Annotated in this window: 18 protein-coding genes; 3 read left to right on the top strand and 15 right to left on the bottom strand. The window is 33.9% G+C overall.

The annotated features are described in order from the left end of the window. Positions 1-70: 70 nt before the first annotated feature. From ABD940_RS14335 to ABD940_RS14325, 3 genes are all read right to left on the bottom strand, one after another. The gene (locus ABD940_RS14335; protein ID WP_345205238.1) at positions 71-472 is read right to left on the bottom strand and encodes a hypothetical protein; all 402 of its coding nucleotides are present in this window, start codon (positions 470-472) and stop codon (positions 71-73) included. 75 nt (positions 473-547) lie between these two features. After that, on the bottom strand, positions 548-2,053 hold the full coding sequence (mqo, locus tag ABD940_RS14330; protein ID WP_345205236.1) for a malate dehydrogenase (quinone): 1,506 nt from the start codon (positions 2,051-2,053) through the stop codon (positions 548-550). 367 nt (positions 2,054-2,420) lie between these two features. Continuing rightward, positions 2,421-3,458, bottom strand: coding sequence for an NAD(P)H-dependent glycerol-3-phosphate dehydrogenase (locus ABD940_RS14325; RefSeq protein ID WP_345205234.1), 1,038 nt, complete (start codon positions 3,456-3,458; stop codon positions 2,421-2,423). A gap of 227 nt (positions 3,459-3,685) precedes the next feature. Here ABD940_RS14325 and ABD940_RS14320 point away from each other — a divergent pair, with 227 nt between their 5' ends. Beyond that, positions 3,686-4,723: a peptidoglycan DD-metalloendopeptidase family protein gene (locus ABD940_RS14320; RefSeq protein ID WP_345205231.1), complete on the top strand. Its 1,038-nt coding sequence runs from the start codon at positions 3,686-3,688 to the stop codon at positions 4,721-4,723. 79 nt (positions 4,724-4,802) lie between these two features. Here the strand turns inward: ABD940_RS14320 and ABD940_RS14315 are convergent, their stop codons facing one another. The 4 genes from ABD940_RS14315 to ABD940_RS14300 all read right to left on the bottom strand — a co-directional run bounded on the left by ABD940_RS14315 (position 4,803) and on the right by ABD940_RS14300 (position 7,471). Continuing rightward, positions 4,803-5,453, bottom strand: a complete 651-nt coding sequence (locus ABD940_RS14315; RefSeq protein WP_345205228.1) for an NAD(P)-dependent oxidoreductase — start codon at positions 5,451-5,453, stop codon at positions 4,803-4,805. Between the two features lie 60 nt (positions 5,454-5,513). Next, the gene (locus tag ABD940_RS14310) at positions 5,514-5,924 is read right to left on the bottom strand and encodes an Rrf2 family transcriptional regulator (protein WP_345205226.1); all 411 of its coding nucleotides are present in this window, start codon (positions 5,922-5,924) and stop codon (positions 5,514-5,516) included. A 66-nt stretch (positions 5,925-5,990) separates the two neighbouring features. Beyond that, positions 5,991-6,941, bottom strand: coding sequence for a hypothetical protein (locus tag ABD940_RS14305; protein WP_345205223.1), 951 nt, complete (start codon positions 6,939-6,941; stop codon positions 5,991-5,993). A 95-nt stretch (positions 6,942-7,036) separates the two neighbouring features. Continuing rightward, entirely contained in the window at positions 7,037-7,471 is a 435-nt protein-coding gene (locus ABD940_RS14300; RefSeq protein ID WP_345205221.1) for an FKBP-type peptidyl-prolyl cis-trans isomerase, read from the bottom strand. Positions 7,472-7,680: 209 nt separating this feature from the next. Here ABD940_RS14300 and ABD940_RS14295 point away from each other — a divergent pair, with 209 nt between their 5' ends. Beyond that, positions 7,681-8,679: a catalase family protein gene (locus ABD940_RS14295; protein ID WP_345205218.1), complete on the top strand. Its 999-nt coding sequence runs from the start codon at positions 7,681-7,683 to the stop codon at positions 8,677-8,679. 73 nt (positions 8,680-8,752) lie between these two features. Here the strand turns inward: ABD940_RS14295 and ABD940_RS14290 are convergent, their stop codons facing one another. The 7 genes from ABD940_RS14290 to ABD940_RS14260 form a co-directional block, all read right to left on the bottom strand. Next, a complete protein-coding gene (locus tag ABD940_RS14290; RefSeq protein WP_345205215.1) occupies positions 8,753-9,790 on the bottom strand; it encodes a TerC/Alx family metal homeostasis membrane protein in 1,038 nt (345 codons plus the stop codon). Positions 9,791-9,876: 86 nt separating this feature from the next. Then, complete coding sequence (locus ABD940_RS14285) at positions 9,877-10,488, bottom strand: TerD family protein (protein ID WP_345205213.1); 612 nt, start codon at positions 10,486-10,488, stop codon at positions 9,877-9,879. A 67-nt stretch (positions 10,489-10,555) separates the two neighbouring features. Continuing rightward, positions 10,556-11,506 (bottom strand): hypothetical protein, encoded by a 951-nt coding sequence (locus tag ABD940_RS14280; RefSeq protein WP_345205210.1) that lies wholly within the window; start codon positions 11,504-11,506, stop codon positions 10,556-10,558. 15 nt (positions 11,507-11,521) lie between these two features. Beyond that, positions 11,522-12,694, bottom strand: a complete 1,173-nt coding sequence (locus ABD940_RS14275; RefSeq protein ID WP_345205207.1) for a toxic anion resistance protein — start codon at positions 12,692-12,694, stop codon at positions 11,522-11,524. Positions 12,695-12,700: 6 nt separating this feature from the next. Beyond that, positions 12,701-13,255 carry a TerD family protein gene (locus ABD940_RS14270; RefSeq protein WP_345205205.1) on the bottom strand — a complete coding sequence of 185 codons (555 nt, stop codon included), beginning with the start codon at positions 13,253-13,255 and terminating at the stop codon, positions 12,701-12,703. Beyond that, positions 13,245-14,069 carry a phosphoribosyltransferase family protein gene (locus tag ABD940_RS14265; protein WP_345205202.1) on the bottom strand — a complete coding sequence of 275 codons (825 nt, stop codon included), beginning with the start codon at positions 14,067-14,069 and terminating at the stop codon, positions 13,245-13,247. The genes ABD940_RS14270 and ABD940_RS14265 overlap by 11 nt, the downstream gene beginning before the upstream one ends. Next, complete coding sequence (locus tag ABD940_RS14260; RefSeq protein WP_345205200.1) at positions 14,066-14,746, bottom strand: HAD family hydrolase; 681 nt, start codon at positions 14,744-14,746, stop codon at positions 14,066-14,068. The genes ABD940_RS14265 and ABD940_RS14260 overlap by 4 nt, the downstream gene beginning before the upstream one ends. A 607-nt stretch (positions 14,747-15,353) precedes the next feature. Between ABD940_RS14260 and fusA the strand changes: the two genes are divergently transcribed. Then, complete coding sequence (fusA, locus tag ABD940_RS14255) at positions 15,354-17,420, top strand: elongation factor G (RefSeq protein ID WP_345205198.1); 2,067 nt, start codon at positions 15,354-15,356, stop codon at positions 17,418-17,420. A gap of 220 nt (positions 17,421-17,640) precedes the next feature. Here fusA and ABD940_RS14250 read toward each other — a convergent pair whose 3' ends face one another. Continuing rightward, on the bottom strand, positions 17,641-19,179 hold the full coding sequence (locus ABD940_RS14250; RefSeq protein ID WP_345205196.1) for a SulP family inorganic anion transporter: 1,539 nt from the start codon (positions 19,177-19,179) through the stop codon (positions 17,641-17,643). Between the last annotated feature and the right edge of the window lie 2 nt (positions 19,180-19,181).

Here is a 19,181-nt window from a genome sequence, read left to right as displayed (position 1 = left end):
ATTTGTTACGAAAAGATTGATAACGAATTGAATCATATCTTTCTCTAGTAATTGTTTTCGTATAATTTTTCTAATAAGATTCAGAAATTTTCACACGATAAATATCCGAAGAATTTCTTTTGATCGATTCTACAAAAAAACCGCCTTCTTCCGGAATAACTTCTTTTAGATCAAAACTTGTACAATCTTTTGGAAGTCCCTGAAAAACTAATGTAAACCAAAAATCCTTCATAAATGGAACCGGCGTCCAATTGGGATAAATCGTAATATTTTCAGCGTGGATAAGTTTACTTTGATGTTCAGACTGATTATCAATCAGGTAAGTGGAGTTCCAAATTCTGATGAGATTTCCAAAAAACGGCGATGCCGGAAAACAACAATGCACAATAACCTGTCGTTCCTCCTCGACTTTCGCCTGAAGGGATTCCAACAATTCTTTTACGATTACAGGTTTTGTTATTGTTTCTGACATGCTGATAAAAATGGATAATAAGCAATCGCAAAGTTACTTCAATATTGCTCATTATCCATTGATTATTACTTATATTTAATACTCAAGTTCTAATTTTTCTTTAGAGTAATTTCTCACCTTCTCTGTAAGTTCAGGATGGTCGGCCAGTTTTTGTCCGTAAGAAGGAACCATTTCCAATAATTTTTCTTTCCATTCTCCGTGAAGTTTTTCAGGGAAACATTTTTCAAGAACATTCAGCATCGCATAAACAGCTGTTGAAGCTCCCGGAGAAGCACCTAATAATGAAGCGATTGTTCCTTTTTTGTTAACCACAACTTCTGTCCCGAATTCAAGTTTTCCTCCATTTTTTTCATCTTTCTTAATAACCTGTACTCTTTGTCCGGCAACTTTCAATTCCCAATCCTCTTCTTTTGCATCTTTGATGAATTCTCTTAAATGCTGTATTCTCTGAGACTTCGTCATCGCAACCTGCTGAATCAGATATTTCGTTAAAGGAATATTATGCCACCAAGCTCCAAAAAGTGATTTTAAATTTTTAGTATTGACACTTTCCGGCAGATCAAGGTAACTTCCTTCTTTTAAAAATTTTGTTGAAAATCCTGCAAAAGGCCCGAAAAGTAAAGCTTTTTCACCATCAATAATTCTCAAATCCAAATGAGGAACAGACATCGGCGGCGCATCAACAGTTGCCTGTGTATATACTTTTGCCTGATGTTTTTCCACCAATTCCTGATTGTGAGTAACCAGCCATTGTCCGGAAACAGGGAAACCTCCATACCCTTCACTTTCTTTGATATCTGAGCTATCCAACAGTGGTAATGCATAACCTCCGGCTCCGATAAATACAAAATCTGCTTCCACTTCCTGTTTATGATTGTGAATCCTGTCTTTTACTTTCATTTCCCAAGTTCCGTCTTCTTTCGGATCTATATCTTTTACTTCATGATAAAGAAAGACTTCAACATTGGAATCTTCCAGCAAATGTCTTCCCATTTTTCTTGTCAGTGTCCCGAAATTCACATCTGTTCCCAAATCCATTTTGGTTGCAGCCATTACTTCAGACTGATTTCTTTTGCTCATTACCAAAGGAATCCATTCTTTCAGTTTTTCATGATCCGTCGCAAATTGCATTCCTTTAAATAAAACGGACTCCGACATTTTATCATGACGTTTCTTCAAGTATTCAGCATCTTTTTCTCCAAATACCAAACTCATATGAGGACAGGAATTAATAAAATCTTTAGGCTCGCTGATGTATCCTTTTGTAATTAAATAAGACCAGAACTGTTTTGAAATTTCAAATTGCTCGGCAATACTTTCCGCTTTGGAAATATCGATCGTCCCATCGGGTTTTTCGGGAGTATAATTAAGCTCACAAAACGCTGAATGACCTGTTCCCGCATTATTCCAGGCTGCTGTACTTTCTTTTGCAAATCTTCCCAGCCGTTCAAAAATGGCAATTTCAAGATTTGGATCAAATTCATGTAATAATGTAGCTAAAGTGGCACTCATAATTCCGCCACCTATTAGAACAACGTCGTATTTTGGTTTCGGCGTTCTGCTTGTAAGCGATTGTGACATAGTTTAAATTTTGTTATCTCAAAGTTCGGGAAAAGTTCTTAAAATTGGGATTGGTTTCAAGATTTTAACATGTTATTTTATCAAAAAAATTGATTTATAGAATCAGTCGGATATTTGTGTTTTTAAAAAGATTTTATCCTAACAAAATGTCATAAATATTACCAAACGTTTATACAATCGGCTTCCATCCTAGCCCCGATTGTAGTGAAAATCCCGCAATGGAGCGGCGGAACGAAGTGGAGCCGCGTAATGAGGAATTGCAACGGAAAGCGGGATAAAGCTTCAAATAAAAAATTAAGAAATTCAAACAACAAAAAAACATCAATGAAAAAATCACTGATGCTTTAGTTTATATTTGATCTGAAAATTAATCCAGTTTGGCTGTTAACTTTTTAAATTGTTTTTCTGCATTTTTCCCTTCATATAAAATTCCGTAGATCGTGTCTACAATTGGAAGTTTCAAGCCTTTTTCCTTCGAAGTTTTATAAATAGAATCTGCGGCGTAATATCCTTCAGCAATCATATTCATCGATTGAATCGCTGATTTTACGGTATATCCTTTTCCGATAAGATTTCCTAAATTCCTGTTTCTTGAAAACAATGAATACGCAGTTACCAGTAAATCACCTAAATACGCACTTTCATTAACGTCTCTTGGTGCTTCATAGATTGCTTCCAGAAAAGTTTCCATTTCACGGATTGCATTTGAAACGAAAACAGCCGTAAAGTTGTCTCCATATCCTAAACCGCTTGCAATTCCTGCTCCGATCGCGAAAATATTTTTAAGAATCGCACTGTATTCGTTTCCTAAAATGTCTTTACTGGAGTGCATTTTAATAAAATCAGAATTGAAAATATCCACCAATTTCTGTGAAACTTCATCCTCCACTGTCGCAACTGTAAGATAGGAAAGTCTTTCCATCGCAACTTCCTCTGCGTGACAAGGTCCTGCAATTACTGCCTGATTTCTGAAACCTATTTTGAATTCATCTCTTAAATAATGAGCCACAACATCATTCACTTTTGGAATGATTCCTTTGATCGCCGAAACGAAAATCTTGTCTTTATAATCACAAGTCATTTTATCCAAAGTATCTGAAAGATAGATCGATGGAGTTGCCAAAACAATTACATCACATGCAGAAACCAGTTCGTTAATTTCTGTTGTCAGTTTTAAATTTTTAAGATTAAAATTAACCGCTGTAAGATATGTAGGATTGTGACCTCTTTGTTCAATTGCACCTTTTACATACTCGTTTCTTACGCACCAATGTACGATTTTGCAGTTCTCAACAAGCATTTTCACGATTGCAGTCGCGAAACTTCCGCTTCCAACAACGCCTACTGCAACATCATTTTTGCTTTTTTTCGGATTCGATTCTGTATTCGTTTTATTTTTAGCCATAATAGAAATGTGAACTGCAAATATATTAAAACAAAGATTTAAGAATGCTTTTCAATACATGATAAAACTTAATTTTAGATAAAATTAACACTTCAATACAATTAAATATTTAATTAGCCGTTAATTATAGAAATAACTAAATTTTCGTTAAAAATAAGTCGGAAAGTTTATTTTTAATTAAATTTGCACCCTTAAAACCGTTTTGTAATTATACTAAGAGAAGAAAAATGAAAAAATTTCTAAGCCGTAAAAGGAACGTAAATGTACTTCTGGGAGGACTTTTACTAGTAGTTTTTGCACAAGGTATTTTCATCGCAAAGTTGTATTCCTCAAAGGACGACAAAAATTATGAAGTGAACCTTGTAAAAATAAACACTGAAAGAGACAGTGTAGATTACTTAAAAATGAAAACAGATCTTACTTTGGTAGATCAAACTGTCGCACAGCTGAATTCTTTCCTTAAATCTAAGGATATCCAAAGTGAAAAAATTATGGCGCTGAAACAGGACAGTATTTCCAATTCTGTTTACCTGGCAAAACAGTCGAACAGATACAGCCAATATTTAATGGATCTTCAGAATAAACTGATGACAGTTCCTTTAGGAATGCCGACTGATGGATATATTTCGTCTAATTTCGGAATCAGAAAAAACCCTATTCCATTTAAAACTGTTTATGCTTCTGTAAAATCCGGTGTTGCCACGGAATCAAAACCAACTGCAGTAGCTGCTTCAAAACCTGAAGTAAAAGCTGAACCAGTTGAAAGAATTATCGAAGTTACCGACAGTCATGGAGAAAAAAGACAGGTAAAAGTAATGGTAACTCCAAAAGTAGCAAGCGCACCGTCTCCAGCTTCTACTCCTGCAACAACTTCTTTTGCTTCAAAAACTACAGCAACAAATACAAACAATAAACCAACAGAGAAAAATAATCCGCCCGCAGAAGCAGATCAGATGCAATTCCACAAAGGATTGGATATTGCTGTAGCTTATGGTTCTGATGTAAGAGCCGCTGCAGCCGGAACTGTTATTTTCTCAGGTCAAAAGGGAGGATATGGAAACTGTGTAATTGTTTCTCACGGAAATGGTTTGGCAACACTTTACGGGCATTTATCCGAACTTGTTTCAAAGGTAAATGATAAGGTAAAAGTAGGTCAGGTTATTGCAAAATCCGGAAATACAGGACGTTCTACAGGACCTCATCTTCATTATGAAGTACATAAAAACAATACTCCGGTAAATCCGAAGCTGTTTATGAATTTGTAAATTTTATTAAAAATATTAAAGTTTCGGCGGCACCTTTGGTGCCGCCGAAACTCTTTAAAAAACATATCTACAAGAAAAATTAGTAAGCCGCCGTAAAACGCTCACGAATGTGATTGTTTTGTTCTAATTCATCTACCAAAGCTACAGCAACATCTTCTACAGAAAGAATACTTCTTCCGTTCTCATCAAACACTGGATTTTCCAAGGCTGTTCTGTATTTTCCAACTCTTACACCTGCAGTTCCCTGATGCATTTCGATTGCCGGACTGAAAAACGTCCAATCCAATGTATTATTTTCTTTAATTTTATTTAAATAATCTCTTGCTGCAGTCGCACCGGCTTTATAATCTGCAGGAAATTCAGGAGAATCTACCAATTGATTTCCATCGATGTAAAGACTTCCCGCTCCACCAACTGTAATGAATCTTTTCACTCCCGATTTTTCAACCGCTTTTTCAATATTGATTGAGCCATTCAAGAAATCATCATATAAATTCGGGTTTGTCCAACCTGCATTGAAAGAACTGATTACAGCGTCATTTCCTTTTAAAGCTTCTGCCAATTCATCAACATTATTTACATCAACACTTTTTGCTGTTACTTTTTCATTTTCCTGAACTTTTGAAGCGTCTCTCACAATAGCTTCCACTTCATATCCTCTGTTTGTTAATTCATTTACTACCTGTGTTCCCACAAATCCAGTTGCACCGATTACTGCTACTTTTTTCATAATAATTTTATTTTAAAATTAAATTGTAATAATATTTGTTACATTTATAAATAAAAATTTTTACTTGAATTGATCACTGAATTCTTTCAACGATTTATCTCCTAAAAAATTTAAAACCAACTGATCCGTTTCTGAAAATAATGTATTTAAATGTTCATTAATCTCCCTTCCGACAGCACAAGCCGGATTCGGATTGTTATTTTTTTTACCTAAAACTTCTGTGTTTTTTACGGCTAAATAAATTTCAGAAATACTTATCGCATCAGCACTTTTTGCCAGTTGGCTTCCTCCCTCTTTTCCTTGTCTGCTGATAATTAACCCAACTTCTTTCAAAACACCAATTTCCTTACGAACAATTACAGGATTAATATTAATACTTCCCGCCATCCATTCGGAAGTGAGCCATTCCTGCGGACTTTCCGCCAATAAAGTCATAATATGTATTGCCGTAGCAAATCTTGTATTGTTCATCGTAATTACATGACAAAGGTAAATAAATTTTTAAATGTAACAAATATTATTACAGTTAAATTTTTCTTAAAGAATTAATTTATCCAAATCTAAAAGTAAATAATTGATATTCTGATTAATCGTTCTCGTTGCTGACTGCATTTGGTTTAACATCGCGGCTCGATTATGTAAATCATCTGATCTATAAAAGCCTCCACTGCTGAAAATCACTGATTGATCTGCCTCCATTTTATTATCATCAAACTGGTAATGAAGCCATCTTTCTTTCATACTGGAAATAATAGAATGTTTCTCTTTGTTAGAAAAGCTTTTTTCCGTGTACATATACCAAATGAAAGGCGGAAAATTTGGAGATTCCAGTTTTTCATTCCAAATATCTCTCAACAAATTTCTTTGATGAATAAATTCGACCTTTTTACCTTTCGGATTTAATGTTGCTAAACCAAAACCGGCTCCTAAAACTCCACCTCCGATATCAACAGCATTGCTCCATGCGTTATCTTTAATAATTCCTCCTGCAATTGAAGCTGCTGCTCCTGTTACAATCGAATATAAAATCAGTTTATTATTTCTGGAATCGTTTAAATTATCGACGTAATTTCCGATTTGCGCGACTCTTTCACCTTCACAGTCAAATTCTGCAGCAACTGCATCTAATTCTGTTAAAGCGATGGTTATTTTACTGTTAATTTTAGATTTTAACTGTAAAACTTTAACCTGAGATTCCAAAGAAGTATCTTTTTTAAGCTCCATGATCTGATGAACTTCATCAAGATTATCCAAAGCATTCAAAATCAAAATACTCTGATCAGAAAATTTATCTTTTAAATCAATGTTTGCAGCAACAATAGAGTCCGCATTATAAGACGGTATTTTATTGACATAATTGTATTTAAAAGGTGCTTTACAATAACTGTCCTTTAATGTTAAGATATTCTGTTTAATCGCCTGATTTTTCTTAGAAACACAGGAAGTCAATAATCCTAAAAAAGCAAAAAAGTAAAGTAGTTTCTTCATTTCGCAAATTCTTATCCTCAATAATTACTAATATACACAAATAAAAAAATTTACCCGAAAATCGAGTAAATTTTTAAGATATTTTTAATGATAAATTATTTGATATCCAACAATTCCACTTCGAAAACAAGTGTGCTGTTTGGTCCGATTTCCTTGCTGATCTGCTGATCTCCATAAGCCAAATGTGGAGGAAGTATCAATCTCCATTTGCTACCTACAGGCATCAACTGAAGAGCTTCAGTCCAACCCGCAATCACTTTATTCAATGGAAATGAAGCCGGAGTTCCTCTTTTTACAGAGCTGTCAAAAATTTTTCCGGTAATTGTAGTTCCATGATAGTGGCATTTTACGGTAGATCTCGGACCCGGTTTTGCTCCGTTTCCTTCTGTGATGATCTCATATTGCAAACCGCTTGGCAATTCAACTACGCTTTCTCTCTTCCCGTATTCTGCCATATATTCCTGACCGTCTTTCAGGTTCTTTTCTGCCAATTCTTTTTTACGTTTAAATAACATATCTGCTACTCCCATAATTATATTTTTTACAAAGATAAGGTTTTAAGATGGGAAGATAAAAAGGTACAAATTCAACTATTTATAATTAATAATTTAAAAGAAACAGAATCGTATTTATCATAGATTCAAACATTTAATATTTTGTAAAATTAATTCAAGTAAGTTTAATACTACGTTAACACGATTCTCGCAACTTGGCGTTATAATTGGATTTTAAAAACTAAATGCCAAGTCCACTAAAATATAATAAAAAATACGACAAGCTGACAGACGAAGAAAGAGAACTTCTTGAAATCAACAAAGGAAGCATTGCCGATTTTGTTGAACAGTCAACTTCCATAAGCGATGTAGATTATGCAACCAGAAATGCTCATGCAAAAACGTATGCCGTTGCAAAAGGCGAATTTATTATCGAGAAAAATGTTCCTGAAGAACTTCAACAGTTTTTTGATAAAGAAAAATATAATTTGACGATTCGTTTTTCGAACGCGCATCTTAAAATTAATAAAAGTAAAAAAGATATTCCTGCTTACGGATTTTCTGTAAAAATTAAGGACGAAAACGGCGATTTGCTGGCAAATTATCCATTGGTTAATTTTCCTTTATTTCCCATCAATTCGGTGAGTACTTTTTTGAAATTATTTACTTCTGTGAATCGTTTTTTTGTTAAAAAATGGAGTTCTTTTTCGTTGCTGATTCAGGTTTTAAGAATTACACCTTCGATTTTTACAGGCTCTTTTTTAAAAAACATCATTAAATTGATCAGCAAAAGAAATGACTTTATCTTATCATTTGATTTCCACTCTGTAGGAGTTTATAAATTAGGCGAAAACATGATGAAGATCAAACTAAAACCTAAATCTATTGACAAACATTTTGGGAAAAAACTAAAGGTAAAAAATTCAATTAAAAGTTATTTTAAAACCAATGATTTTACTGCCGATGTTTTGATTCAATTATGCTATGATTTGAAAGATCAGCCGATCAATAAATTAAATGTTGAATGGAAAAATTCGCCTTATATAAAAATCGGAGAAGTGAAAATTGAAAAAGACGGACTTTTGGATCCAAATTCCTGCGAAAACGAAATGCTTTCTTTTAATCCGTTTGAAAGTAAAATTTTCTTTCAACCAGTCGGAAAAATTCAAAAAATTCGTGATGAAGCGTATAAGGTTTCTATTCAAACAAGACGAAAAATCAATAAACTTCTGAAATACAAATAATTATTTTTAATTTAATCTAAATAAAAAAGGCTCTACAATCTGTAAAGCCTTTCTATTTTTATTGTAATTGATATTATTCTTCAATTTTATCTTCCTCTTTTTTATCAGGGAAAATAATGGATAAAAGTACCGAGATCACTAAAACTCCACCCACAATTCCTAATGAAAGCGGTGATGAAATGTGAATCCACGGTGCAATCAGCATTTTCACTCCAATGAAAGACAAAATAACCGCCAATCCGTAAGGTAATTTGCTAAACATGTGAATAAAGTTCGCCAATAGGAAATACAAAGATCTAAGTCCTAAAATCGCAAAAATATTCGATGTATAAAGAATAAACGGATCATCTGAAATTGCGAAGATTGCAGGAATAGAATCTACCGCGAAAAGTACGTCAGTAAATTCAATTACAGCAACAACTACCAAAAGTGGAGTCGCCATTTTAATCCCGTTCTGAATGGTGAAAAATTTATCTCCAACATAATTATCAGAAACTTTCCAGAATCTTTTGATCAATCTTGCTCCTGCTGTATTGCTATAGTCTTCATCATCGTCATCTCCACCGTCTCCCCAAGATTTGATTCCCGCGTAAACGAGAAACAGACCGAAAAGAACCATGACAATATTAATCTGAACAGCTTGTCCGAAGATATTCATTTCAGGTAAATAAGTAAGATTAATTAGTCCTACACCTGCAAAAATGAAAATCGCCCTGAAAATCAACGCTCCGATAATTCCCCAGAAAAGAACTTTATGGTGAAGATATTTCGGAACTTTGAAAAATCCGAAAACCAAAATGAATACAAATAGATTGTCTACAGACAAAGCTTTTTCAACCCAATAAGCAGCTTGATATTGCGTAAATTTTTCCACTGCTAATGCATGACTTTCCGGACTTCCGTCTGTGTTGAAAACCCAATACACAACTCCTGAAAAGATCATTGAAAGCGAGATCCAGACAATCGACCAGATCGTAGCTTCTTTGGAGGAAACCTCATGGCTTTTTTTATTGAAAACTCCTAAATCCAGAAGTAACATGATAACTACAGTTATCGCAAATCCCCAAACCAAACCGGGATGAAGATCTATAATACTTTGATGTTTGTCCACTTTTTATTGTGCTTATTATACGATAAAAGCAATAGCTGTACAAAGTACAATTATTGCTAATTTATTATTCTTATGATTTATAATCCTTACAAATACTTTTGCTTTACAGTCTCAATCGTTTCCTGTAATTTTCTATCTGCAGTCGGATCTCCAATGGCGTTGAATTTCCATTCTCCGTTTCTCTTATAGAAAACTCCCATCACCATTGCAACGTGACCTTTAAAAGATGCATCATTTGCAATATCATATTTAGCGAAAACTTCTCTTACATTTGTCGGAGTTCCTTCGTAAATTCTGATTGAAGCGAAAGGAATTGTTCCGAAATCCTGACCTTTGTAGCTATTTAAAACCAAAGCAACATGTTCTACATTTGATTCCAAGTTGCTGAAATCTATAGTAATCACCTCGTTGTCAAGACCGTCGTTTCCATTGACGTCACCTGTTAAATCATCACCGCTGTGTCTTACCGCACCGTTTTTAGATTTTAAGTTTCCGAAGTAAATTATTTCAGTTGCGTTTTTGTTTGAATCATATAAAATACAGCTTCCGTCCAAGTCTACTGCTTCTCTTGTAACTCCACCGAAAAATCCTTTTTTCTCAATTGCTCCCCAGTTGATTCCCACACAAGCTTGTGAAAGAGTCGTTCCGTTTTCCTTCGTAAGGTTAATTCTCTGACCTTTTTGTAAGTTAATAGCCATCTTTTTATGTTTATATTATTATTTTGTTTTGGCGAAAAAAGATTGTTTTAAAACCTTCTTTGCTTTTTTAATTATTATTCAAATTTAAATTAAGCATTGCACGAAGAATATTGGTTTCTTCATTAATGTCAAACATTTTGCTCATGATATCCGTGTTTTCGAGATTTTTAATGTAATCTTTCAACACATTGATCACTTGTTCCGGTAATATTTTCTTCCTTTCGTTCATTGTTTCTTCCAGGTGTTCATTTTTCTTTTTCAGTTGATTAATAATCGTTCCCTGATTCGATTCATTGGGCATTGTATCTAGTTTTTCCAATTTTTTCGGATCAATTAAATACATTTTCTTGCCTTCAAGATCAAAAATAAACTGATCATCGGACTGAAAAATCTTAAACAATTCATATTCATTTCCGGAAATTACATAACCGCAAACAAAACGAACCTTAAAACCCTGAATATTAAGCCTTCCCAACAATTTTCTCTCTATCAGATAATCCTGATATTGGTACGCTGGAAAAGCTCCGGATTTCAATAATTCTTCATCAACATTCGATCTGTAAAACTCTGTTGCATATTTTTTATAGAAATACAAAACATTGTCCCAATTCAACCGGAATTTGTCTTCCGTTAAATCATTGTACAGATTTTTCAATTGATTTGAAAAAATACCGCTGTACATTTTCCGATCCGTTTCAAAACCGTCTACACGCTTTTCTTCAAATCCGGAAATGTATTTACTATTGACATCAATTTCATTAAGCACCGCCAACATATCATTTTCCTTTTGTCTTTTAATTTTAGTTAAAAGTTCAATGAGACTGTCGGTGAACTGAAGGTGAAAAAGCTCGAGTTTACTGTAATCCAATCCCTTATTTTCCTGAAAAAGATTATGAATAATATCCGTCTTAATGTAGATCGAAATTATATCAACATTTTCAAAAAAATTCGCAAGAAGCTTAAGTTTCGTTAACCTTCTTTTGCTTTGAGATAGTATGTTTACAGCATCATCATTCACCTTTTATCCTAATTATTATCCTCTTACGTTTGCTTTTAATTCGTGTTCCAAAGTCATCAAATCCTGATCCAATTTTCTTCTTCCTTCTGCACCTTGTTTTTGAATTTGCTTCACTTCGTTTAATGTACTGATTAATTTCGCCGTTGTTTCTCTCAAAACATCAACAGAAACGATAGTCTGTTCGTTTGCTCTTGCAACATTTACAGAATTCTGACCTAAACGTTCTGCATTTTTTCTCAAAATTTCTTCTGTTGTAGCCGAAACTTTTTGCTGAATTTCAATACTTTGCTGTTGTCTGTACATCGCAACTGCCAATGAAAGCTGATTTTTCCAAAGTGGCAACGTCGTTGTCAAAATGGTTTGTGCTTTTTCAGCGATCGAAACGTTGTTATTCTGAACCAATCTAATCTGCGGTAGCGACTGCATCATGATTAAACGAACCACTTTAAGATCCGCCAACCTTCTGTCTAATCTTGCGATAAAATCTCTCTTATCCGCAATCTGATAATCCTGAAAATTCTGTGGAGCAGCTTCCATTTCTGCTAATTCTGCACCTGCTTTTTCCATTCTCAGATTTCCGACAATGACCAATTCTTCTATTTGTTTGATTGCATTTACATTGCTTTCAAAAATCGTCTGAAGAACAGCATTATCTTTCGTAGAAGTGATGATTCCTGCGTTTACTTTATAAGCGATCTGATCGATATTATTAACGATCTTATCATATTTAGCAAATAAATTCTCAATCTGCGTCATCACCCCTTTCATAAAAGGCAATTTGCTTAAAAAACTTTTGAATTTATTTTGATTTAATTCCTCAACATCTACATAATTCAGTTCGACCAATAAATTATTAATCAATTCACCTACTTCACCAGAATTTGATCTTCTTACATTTCCTAAGAAACTATCACTCTGATTTGATAACGTTCTCTGAAGATCTGCTCCAAAGTTTACGATTGATCCCGGATTTGTTTCATCAATAGAATCTGCAAGAACTTCGTATTTTTTACGCTCTTCTACTTGTAATTGGGTAAGATTTACATTTCCGTCTCTGTCCACAAGCGGTGCAGGAGGAGTACTTGGAGCTGCCATACTCGGTGGCGGAGCCATTGGAGTTGGTTCAAATGTTTTTAAAGGTTCAATAGATCCAAGTGGATCAATCGGTTGATTTTCTTGATTATCCATGGTAAATTATTGATAAATTGATACAAATTTTTCAAGACCGTCTCTCTGTCCTGCTCCAACTGCTTCGAATTTCCATTCTCCGTTTCTGTTGTAGATTCTTCCGAATTCGACTGCAGTTTCGATAGAGAAATCTTCGTCTAATTCGTATTTTAAGATTTCTTCATTCGTATCTGTATTGAAAATTCTGATGAAAGAATTTCTCACCTGTCCGAAGTTTTGTCTTCTTGCATCTGCATCGTGAATAGTCACCACAACAGTGATTTCCTTTACAGCGTCATCAATTTTAGTTAAATCGATTTTAATCTGCTCATCATCTCCGTTTCCGTCACCCGTCAAGTTATCACCAGAGTGAATAACTGCTTTATCCGGAGATTCAAGATTATTGTAAAAAATAAAATGATTATCAGAAACTAACTTTTTGTTCTCGCCCAATAAAAATAAAGACGCATCTAAGTCAAATCCTGTTCCAGTAGATGTATTGTTGGTATCCCATCCTAAACCTACCGTAAATTTAGGTGCATTTATATTTTCTCTCTGTCCTTTTTGTAAGTTAATAGCCATAATATAGTTCGGTTTGCGTTAAAGTGTTTATATTGTTTTCGTATTCTTTTATTAAATGATAATTGTTGCTGATTGCCAGTTCCAGCAAATTATCCATATGTTCCTTTGTTACTTTAGACGTAAGATACTCAAAATTACTTGAATCTAAGCCTAAAATATATTTCACGATCCTTGTATTGAACTGAAAACTAGGCTTTACCATTACATCTGCGATATGTTCTACATTTTTTACCGCGTAATAATTAAAATAGTTTTCAATTTTAGGATCAAGCTCAAAATTCATCAGTTCAGCATAATACATGAATAAAAAATCTGCTTCTACATTGTATTCATCCAGGATTTTATTCACTGTAAATTCATGACTTCCTGTGATCTTAATATCATCTATAAAAATACAAAGTTTTCCTCTAAGAAAATCTTTATCAAGATAATAAGTATCATTGGCAATCAAATTTTTACGATCTTCGAAATTTAAATTACCATAATCGGTCGTATACGTGTGATTTCTGTTGATTTTCGATAAAATACTTGATTTTTTTCCTTTTTGAAATAAATAAAAATCCAAATATTTCTTAAAATAAAAACATAAAAAATTAGAAGCCGTCGGAATCGCCATGTAAGGACTCGGCAATACCACAATTTCTTTATCTGTATTTAAAATACCTGCATGTTCGGAAATAAATCCTTCGAATAATTCTTTGGCAAATTTCTCAGCATACGACTTATCGCCATACTTGAAATAACTGTATTCTGCGGGTGAAAAAGTAAACTCATCCGCCGAATGAATGTGGTGTAAGCTGTACCTTTTGTTCATAAATTATATTTTGTGTTAAGTAAGTGTGCGTTGAAACCAAAATCCATTGCGCCTTTATAATCAGCAATCGGATTGTCACCAATGTGTAAAATCTGTTTTAAATCTAAATCCTGATTTTTAATTAAATTTTTCACTTCCTGAAATATCTGAGGATTCGGTTTTGAACAATTAATTTCATCAGAATAAATATGAAAATCGATATATTGATCAAGGTTTTGATTGATCAGGAATTTTCTCATCGTTTTTCCTTTGATAAATCCTGTATTACTCAAAATATTGATCGTCTTTCCATGATTTTTAATTTCATCAAAAAACTGATGCAAATTTTCGAAAATCACAACAGGTTGATATTCCAGAAACAAGTCTTCGCTTTTTTGGTAAAACGTATTTAATTTCTCTTTATCTAATTGTTTTAAATCTACTTCCAAAGAATGTAAAATCAATAAATAAATTTCAAAAGTGTCTACATTCTCTCCAATTACCTCATTGATAGAATTACACAGATCATCATAATATTTTACGACTTTCGCAACTTCATCAATCGGTTTTTTTACATCAAAAAATGAGGAGAACAGCTCAACTCTTTTTGCTTTAAATTCAGGGTGAGATTTTATTAAAGTAAGCCACAAATCAAAAGAAAAATGTGAGTGATTGTGGATGTCAATATCTGTTTTCAAAATGGTTTAGTTAAAGTTTTATTTAGCTTATTTCCTGAAAAAGATGTTTAATTATTACTAAGTTATTCATCATCAAAATATGTTTTAAATTTTCAATTCTACCCAAAGATAAAATTTTTAAATTAATGTGTAAATGTAGTTTGATGTTTTAAGATATTTTTATGATTTCCCGTAATTTGAATTTTATTTTTTTTATCTATTAAAAAAATTCATCACTTTTTGCTGTTTGCAAAAAAATTAAAAAAAGTTTTTGTTGTTTAAATATTTTTTCTAATTTCGCAACCGATTAACAATCAACAATGTCAACAAAAATGATAAATATTATAACTTTAAGCAATCCTATCAGAGCTGTGTACTTTGGTAGCACTAAATATTTATCTGAATAAAGATCGACCTTTATAAAAACAAAAATATAACGAAGGCCTATCTGTTCAGATAGGTCTTTTTTGCTACCCTACTTTTCAGCTTTTACATTCGAAAAAGTTGTCAAAAATTTTTAACGAAAATAAAATTGAATTTCTTACTGAAACAGAATGTAAGATCATGGAATTTTTGTGCTTAAAATTTTAAATACAACCTTAAAAATCAACAATTTAAATTAAACAAAATGAAATACAACACACGAAATATAGGGATAATAGCACACGTCGATGCCGGAAAAACTACACTCACGGAAAGATTGCTTTATTACACCGGAATGATCCATAAAATAGGAAACGTAGACGATGGAAACACCACGATGGATAAAGACATTCAGGAGAAAAACCGGGGAATTACCATTTCATCTGCTGCAATTTCTACACAATGGAAAAAAGATGATAACGTTTTCAATATCAACATCATTGATACTCCGGGACACATTGATTTTGCGGTGGAAGTTGAACGTTCTTTACGAGTTTTGGACAGCGTTGTCGCAGTTTTCTGTGCTTCTTCGGGAGTTCAGCCACAAACGGAAAATGTTTGGTTTCAAGCCGAAAAACATGGAATTTCAAAAATCTGTTTCATCAACAAAATGGATAGAATCGGAGCAGATTTCTTTGCTGTTTTAAATGAAATCCGAACAAAACTGGATGCTGTTCCTTTGGCTTTGCAAATTCCGATCGGTTCTGAAAACAATTTTGAAGGTATTATCGATTTAATCAAACAAAAAGCATTGTACTGGATCGATGAAAATGGAGAAACGATTATTGAAAAAGAAATTCCTGAAAATTATCACTTAGAAACCAATGAGTGGAGAATGAAATTAATGGAAACATTAGCTGAATTTGACGAAGCTTTCTTTGAAACATTCATGAATTCTGAAATCCAGATTTCTGAAGAAATGATTCTTGAAGCCATAAAAAGAACTTGCCAGTCAAGAAGTTTGGTTCCTGTTTTATGTGGTTCTGCTTTTAAAAATAAAGGAGTTCAGCCGTTGCTTGATGCGATTATAGATTATCTTCCCGCTCCGAATCAATTGCCTTCTATCAATGGAAAAGATGCGAAAACGGAAGAAACAATCGAGCTTGAAAGAAATGAAGAAGAAACTTTTTCGGGATTGGTTTTCAAAGTTGTGATTGATAAACACATGGGCAAGCTGGCAATGCTTAGAATTTATTCAGGAAACATAAAATCCGGAGATACAGTTTTGAATGTGAGAACTGGCGAAAGTTTCAGGATTTCTAGAATTTTGCAGATGCAGTCGGACAAAACGTTAACGATTGAAGAAGGAAAAGCAGGCGACATCGTTGCTTTAACAGGAATAAAAGATGCGAAAACAGGCGATTCTTTATCATCCATTGAACGAGCTGTTTTACTTGAATCCATCACCATTCCTGCTCCGGTTATCCGAGTTTCGATTGAACCGAAAACGAATGCTGATGAAAAATCTTTCGGTTTGGTTTTAGCGAAAATTCAGGAAGAAGATCCGTCGTTGGTTGTCGAAAGAGACAAACAAACAGGCGAAACTTTGTTGAGCGGTTTGGGAGAATTGCATCTTGAAGTGACTTTAGAAAAGATCCGATTGAATCATGGAATTGAAATCAATCAAGGAAAACCGAAAGTTTCATACCGAGAAATTTTAACCGAAACCAAAAGACACAGAGAGAAACTTTCCAAACAAAACGGTGGAAGCGGACAATTTGCCGATATCACTTTTGAAATCGGACCTCGTGAAGACAATGAAATCGGTCTGGAATTCATTAACCAAATTAAAGGCGGTGCTATTCCGAGTGAATTTATTCCATCTGTTGAGAAAGGTTTCAGAGAGGCGATGGAAAACGGAGCTTTGAGCGGAAATCCTTTGGAAAGTATGAAAGTGACGCTTTTGGATGGATCGACGCACTCGGAAGATTCCAAAGCTTATGATTTTGAAGTGGCTGCAAGAGATGGTTTTAGAGCAATTGCAAAAAGTTGTAAGCCGAAATTATTAGAACCAATTATGCAGGTTGAAATTCAAAGTATTGAAGAATATACTGGAGCTGTGACGGCCGATATCAACAAACGAAGAGGAATCATCACTTCGATTGATGAAAAATCAGGAAGAAAAATCTTTACGGCAGAAGTTCCTTTGGCTTCTACTTTCGGATATATTTCTGATCTGAGAACGTTGACAAGCGGCAGAGCTTCGATCAGCATGAAATTATCGCACTATTCTTTGGTACCCGATTTCATTGCAAATACATTAGTAACCTAAAAAACGAGGGCTGTAAATTTATTTTGCAGTCCTTGTTTGGTTTATTGGGGTTAATTGTCAATGGTGAGTTGTGAATTTTTTCTCTTTAAGTTTTCTTTTTTCTCTTGCGGATTTTTTATTTTCCCACAGATTTCACGGATTTCCACAGATGTTTGCTTAATATTTTAAACTTCCATCATCCAACTTCCAGCCCATTAAATTCCAAAACGCTCCTACTCTCCTACTTTTCAGGCATCACTTTATATGTTGGATCGTCCTGAATATTAACTTCTATTACTGCTTCGGCATTTTTCAACATTTTTCGACAGTCTTCACTTAGATGTTTTAAATGTAATTTTTTATTTTGCTGAGCATATCTTTTGGATAATTTGTCTAATGCATCAATCGCGCTCATATCGACAATCCTGCTTTCTTTAAAATCGATAATGACTTGTTCAGGATCATTTGTGGGATCAAATTTATCCGTAAAAGTTGTCACTGAACCGAAAAATAAAGGTCCTGAAATTTCGTAATATTTAATTCCATTTTCATCAATATACTTTTTCGAACGAATTCTTTTCGCATTGTCCCATGCAAAAACCAAAGCTGAAATAATGACTCCAACCAAAACTGCCAACGCCAAATTATGAAGAACAATGGTAATTAAAGCCACCGTCATTCCGACAAAAATATCAGACTTCGGCATTTTATTGACAATTCGAATCGAAACCCATTGAAATGTACTGATTGCAACCATCATCATTACACCAACCAACGCAGCCATCGGAATTTTTTCGATAAATGGTGCTCCAACTAGAATGATAATTAAAATCGTAATAGATGCTATAATTCCTGAAAGTCTGGCTCTAGAACCGGCATTTAAATTTACCAAAGTCTGTGCAACCATCGCACAACCACCCATTCCACCGAAAAATCCATTGGTAATATTTGCCAAACCTTGAGCAATTGATTCTTTATTCGTATTTCCTTTTGAATTGGTGATTTCGTCGACCATAGATAATGTTAATAAAGATTCAATCAAGCCAACTCCTGCCATAATTAAGGCATAAGGAAAAATAATTTTCAGAGTTTCCAACGAAAAAGGCAATTCGGGAATGTGAAAATTGGGTAAACTTCCACTTATATGAGCAATATCTGCAACCGTTTTTGTATTAATATTGAATCCTAAAACTACTGCAAAAACAATTAAAATAGCAACCAAAGAAGCCGGAACAACTTTTGTGATTTTTGGAAAGAAATAAACAATTCCAATCGTAAGAATTGTTAAACCACTCATTATATATAAAGATGTACCTTGCAACCAACCGACAACTCCATTCGCGTCTGTAACTTTGAATTGTTCAACCTGCGCCATAAAAATAATGACAGCCAAACCATTTAAAAATCCGTACATTACGGGTTGAGGAATTAATCTCACGAATTTTCCAAGCTTGAAAACTCCGACTAATAATTGAAAAACGCCTGCTAAAACCACTGTTGCGAAAAGATATTCAACGCCGTGAGTTTTAATTAAAGCAATCAAAACGACAATTGTTGCTCCTGCTCCACCGGAAACCATTCCGGGGCGACCACCTAAAATTGCAGTAACTAATCCCATCATAAAAGCTGCGTACAAACCCGTTAAAGGAGAAAGTCCTGCAAGAATTGCGAACGACAATGATTCAGGAATCATGGTCATGGCAACGGTGAATCCTGCTAAAAGTTCGTTTTTATAATTTATTTTCTGAGAAAAGTCGAATAAAGTGAGCGTATTTTTCATGC

The organism is Chryseobacterium ginsengisoli, from assembly GCF_039542325.1.
GTDB lineage: Bacteria > Bacteroidota > Bacteroidia > Flavobacteriales > Weeksellaceae > Chryseobacterium > Chryseobacterium ginsengisoli.
The sequence above is the reverse complement of the archived record's forward strand: the minus strand, read 5'-3'. Positions and strand labels throughout refer to the sequence as shown.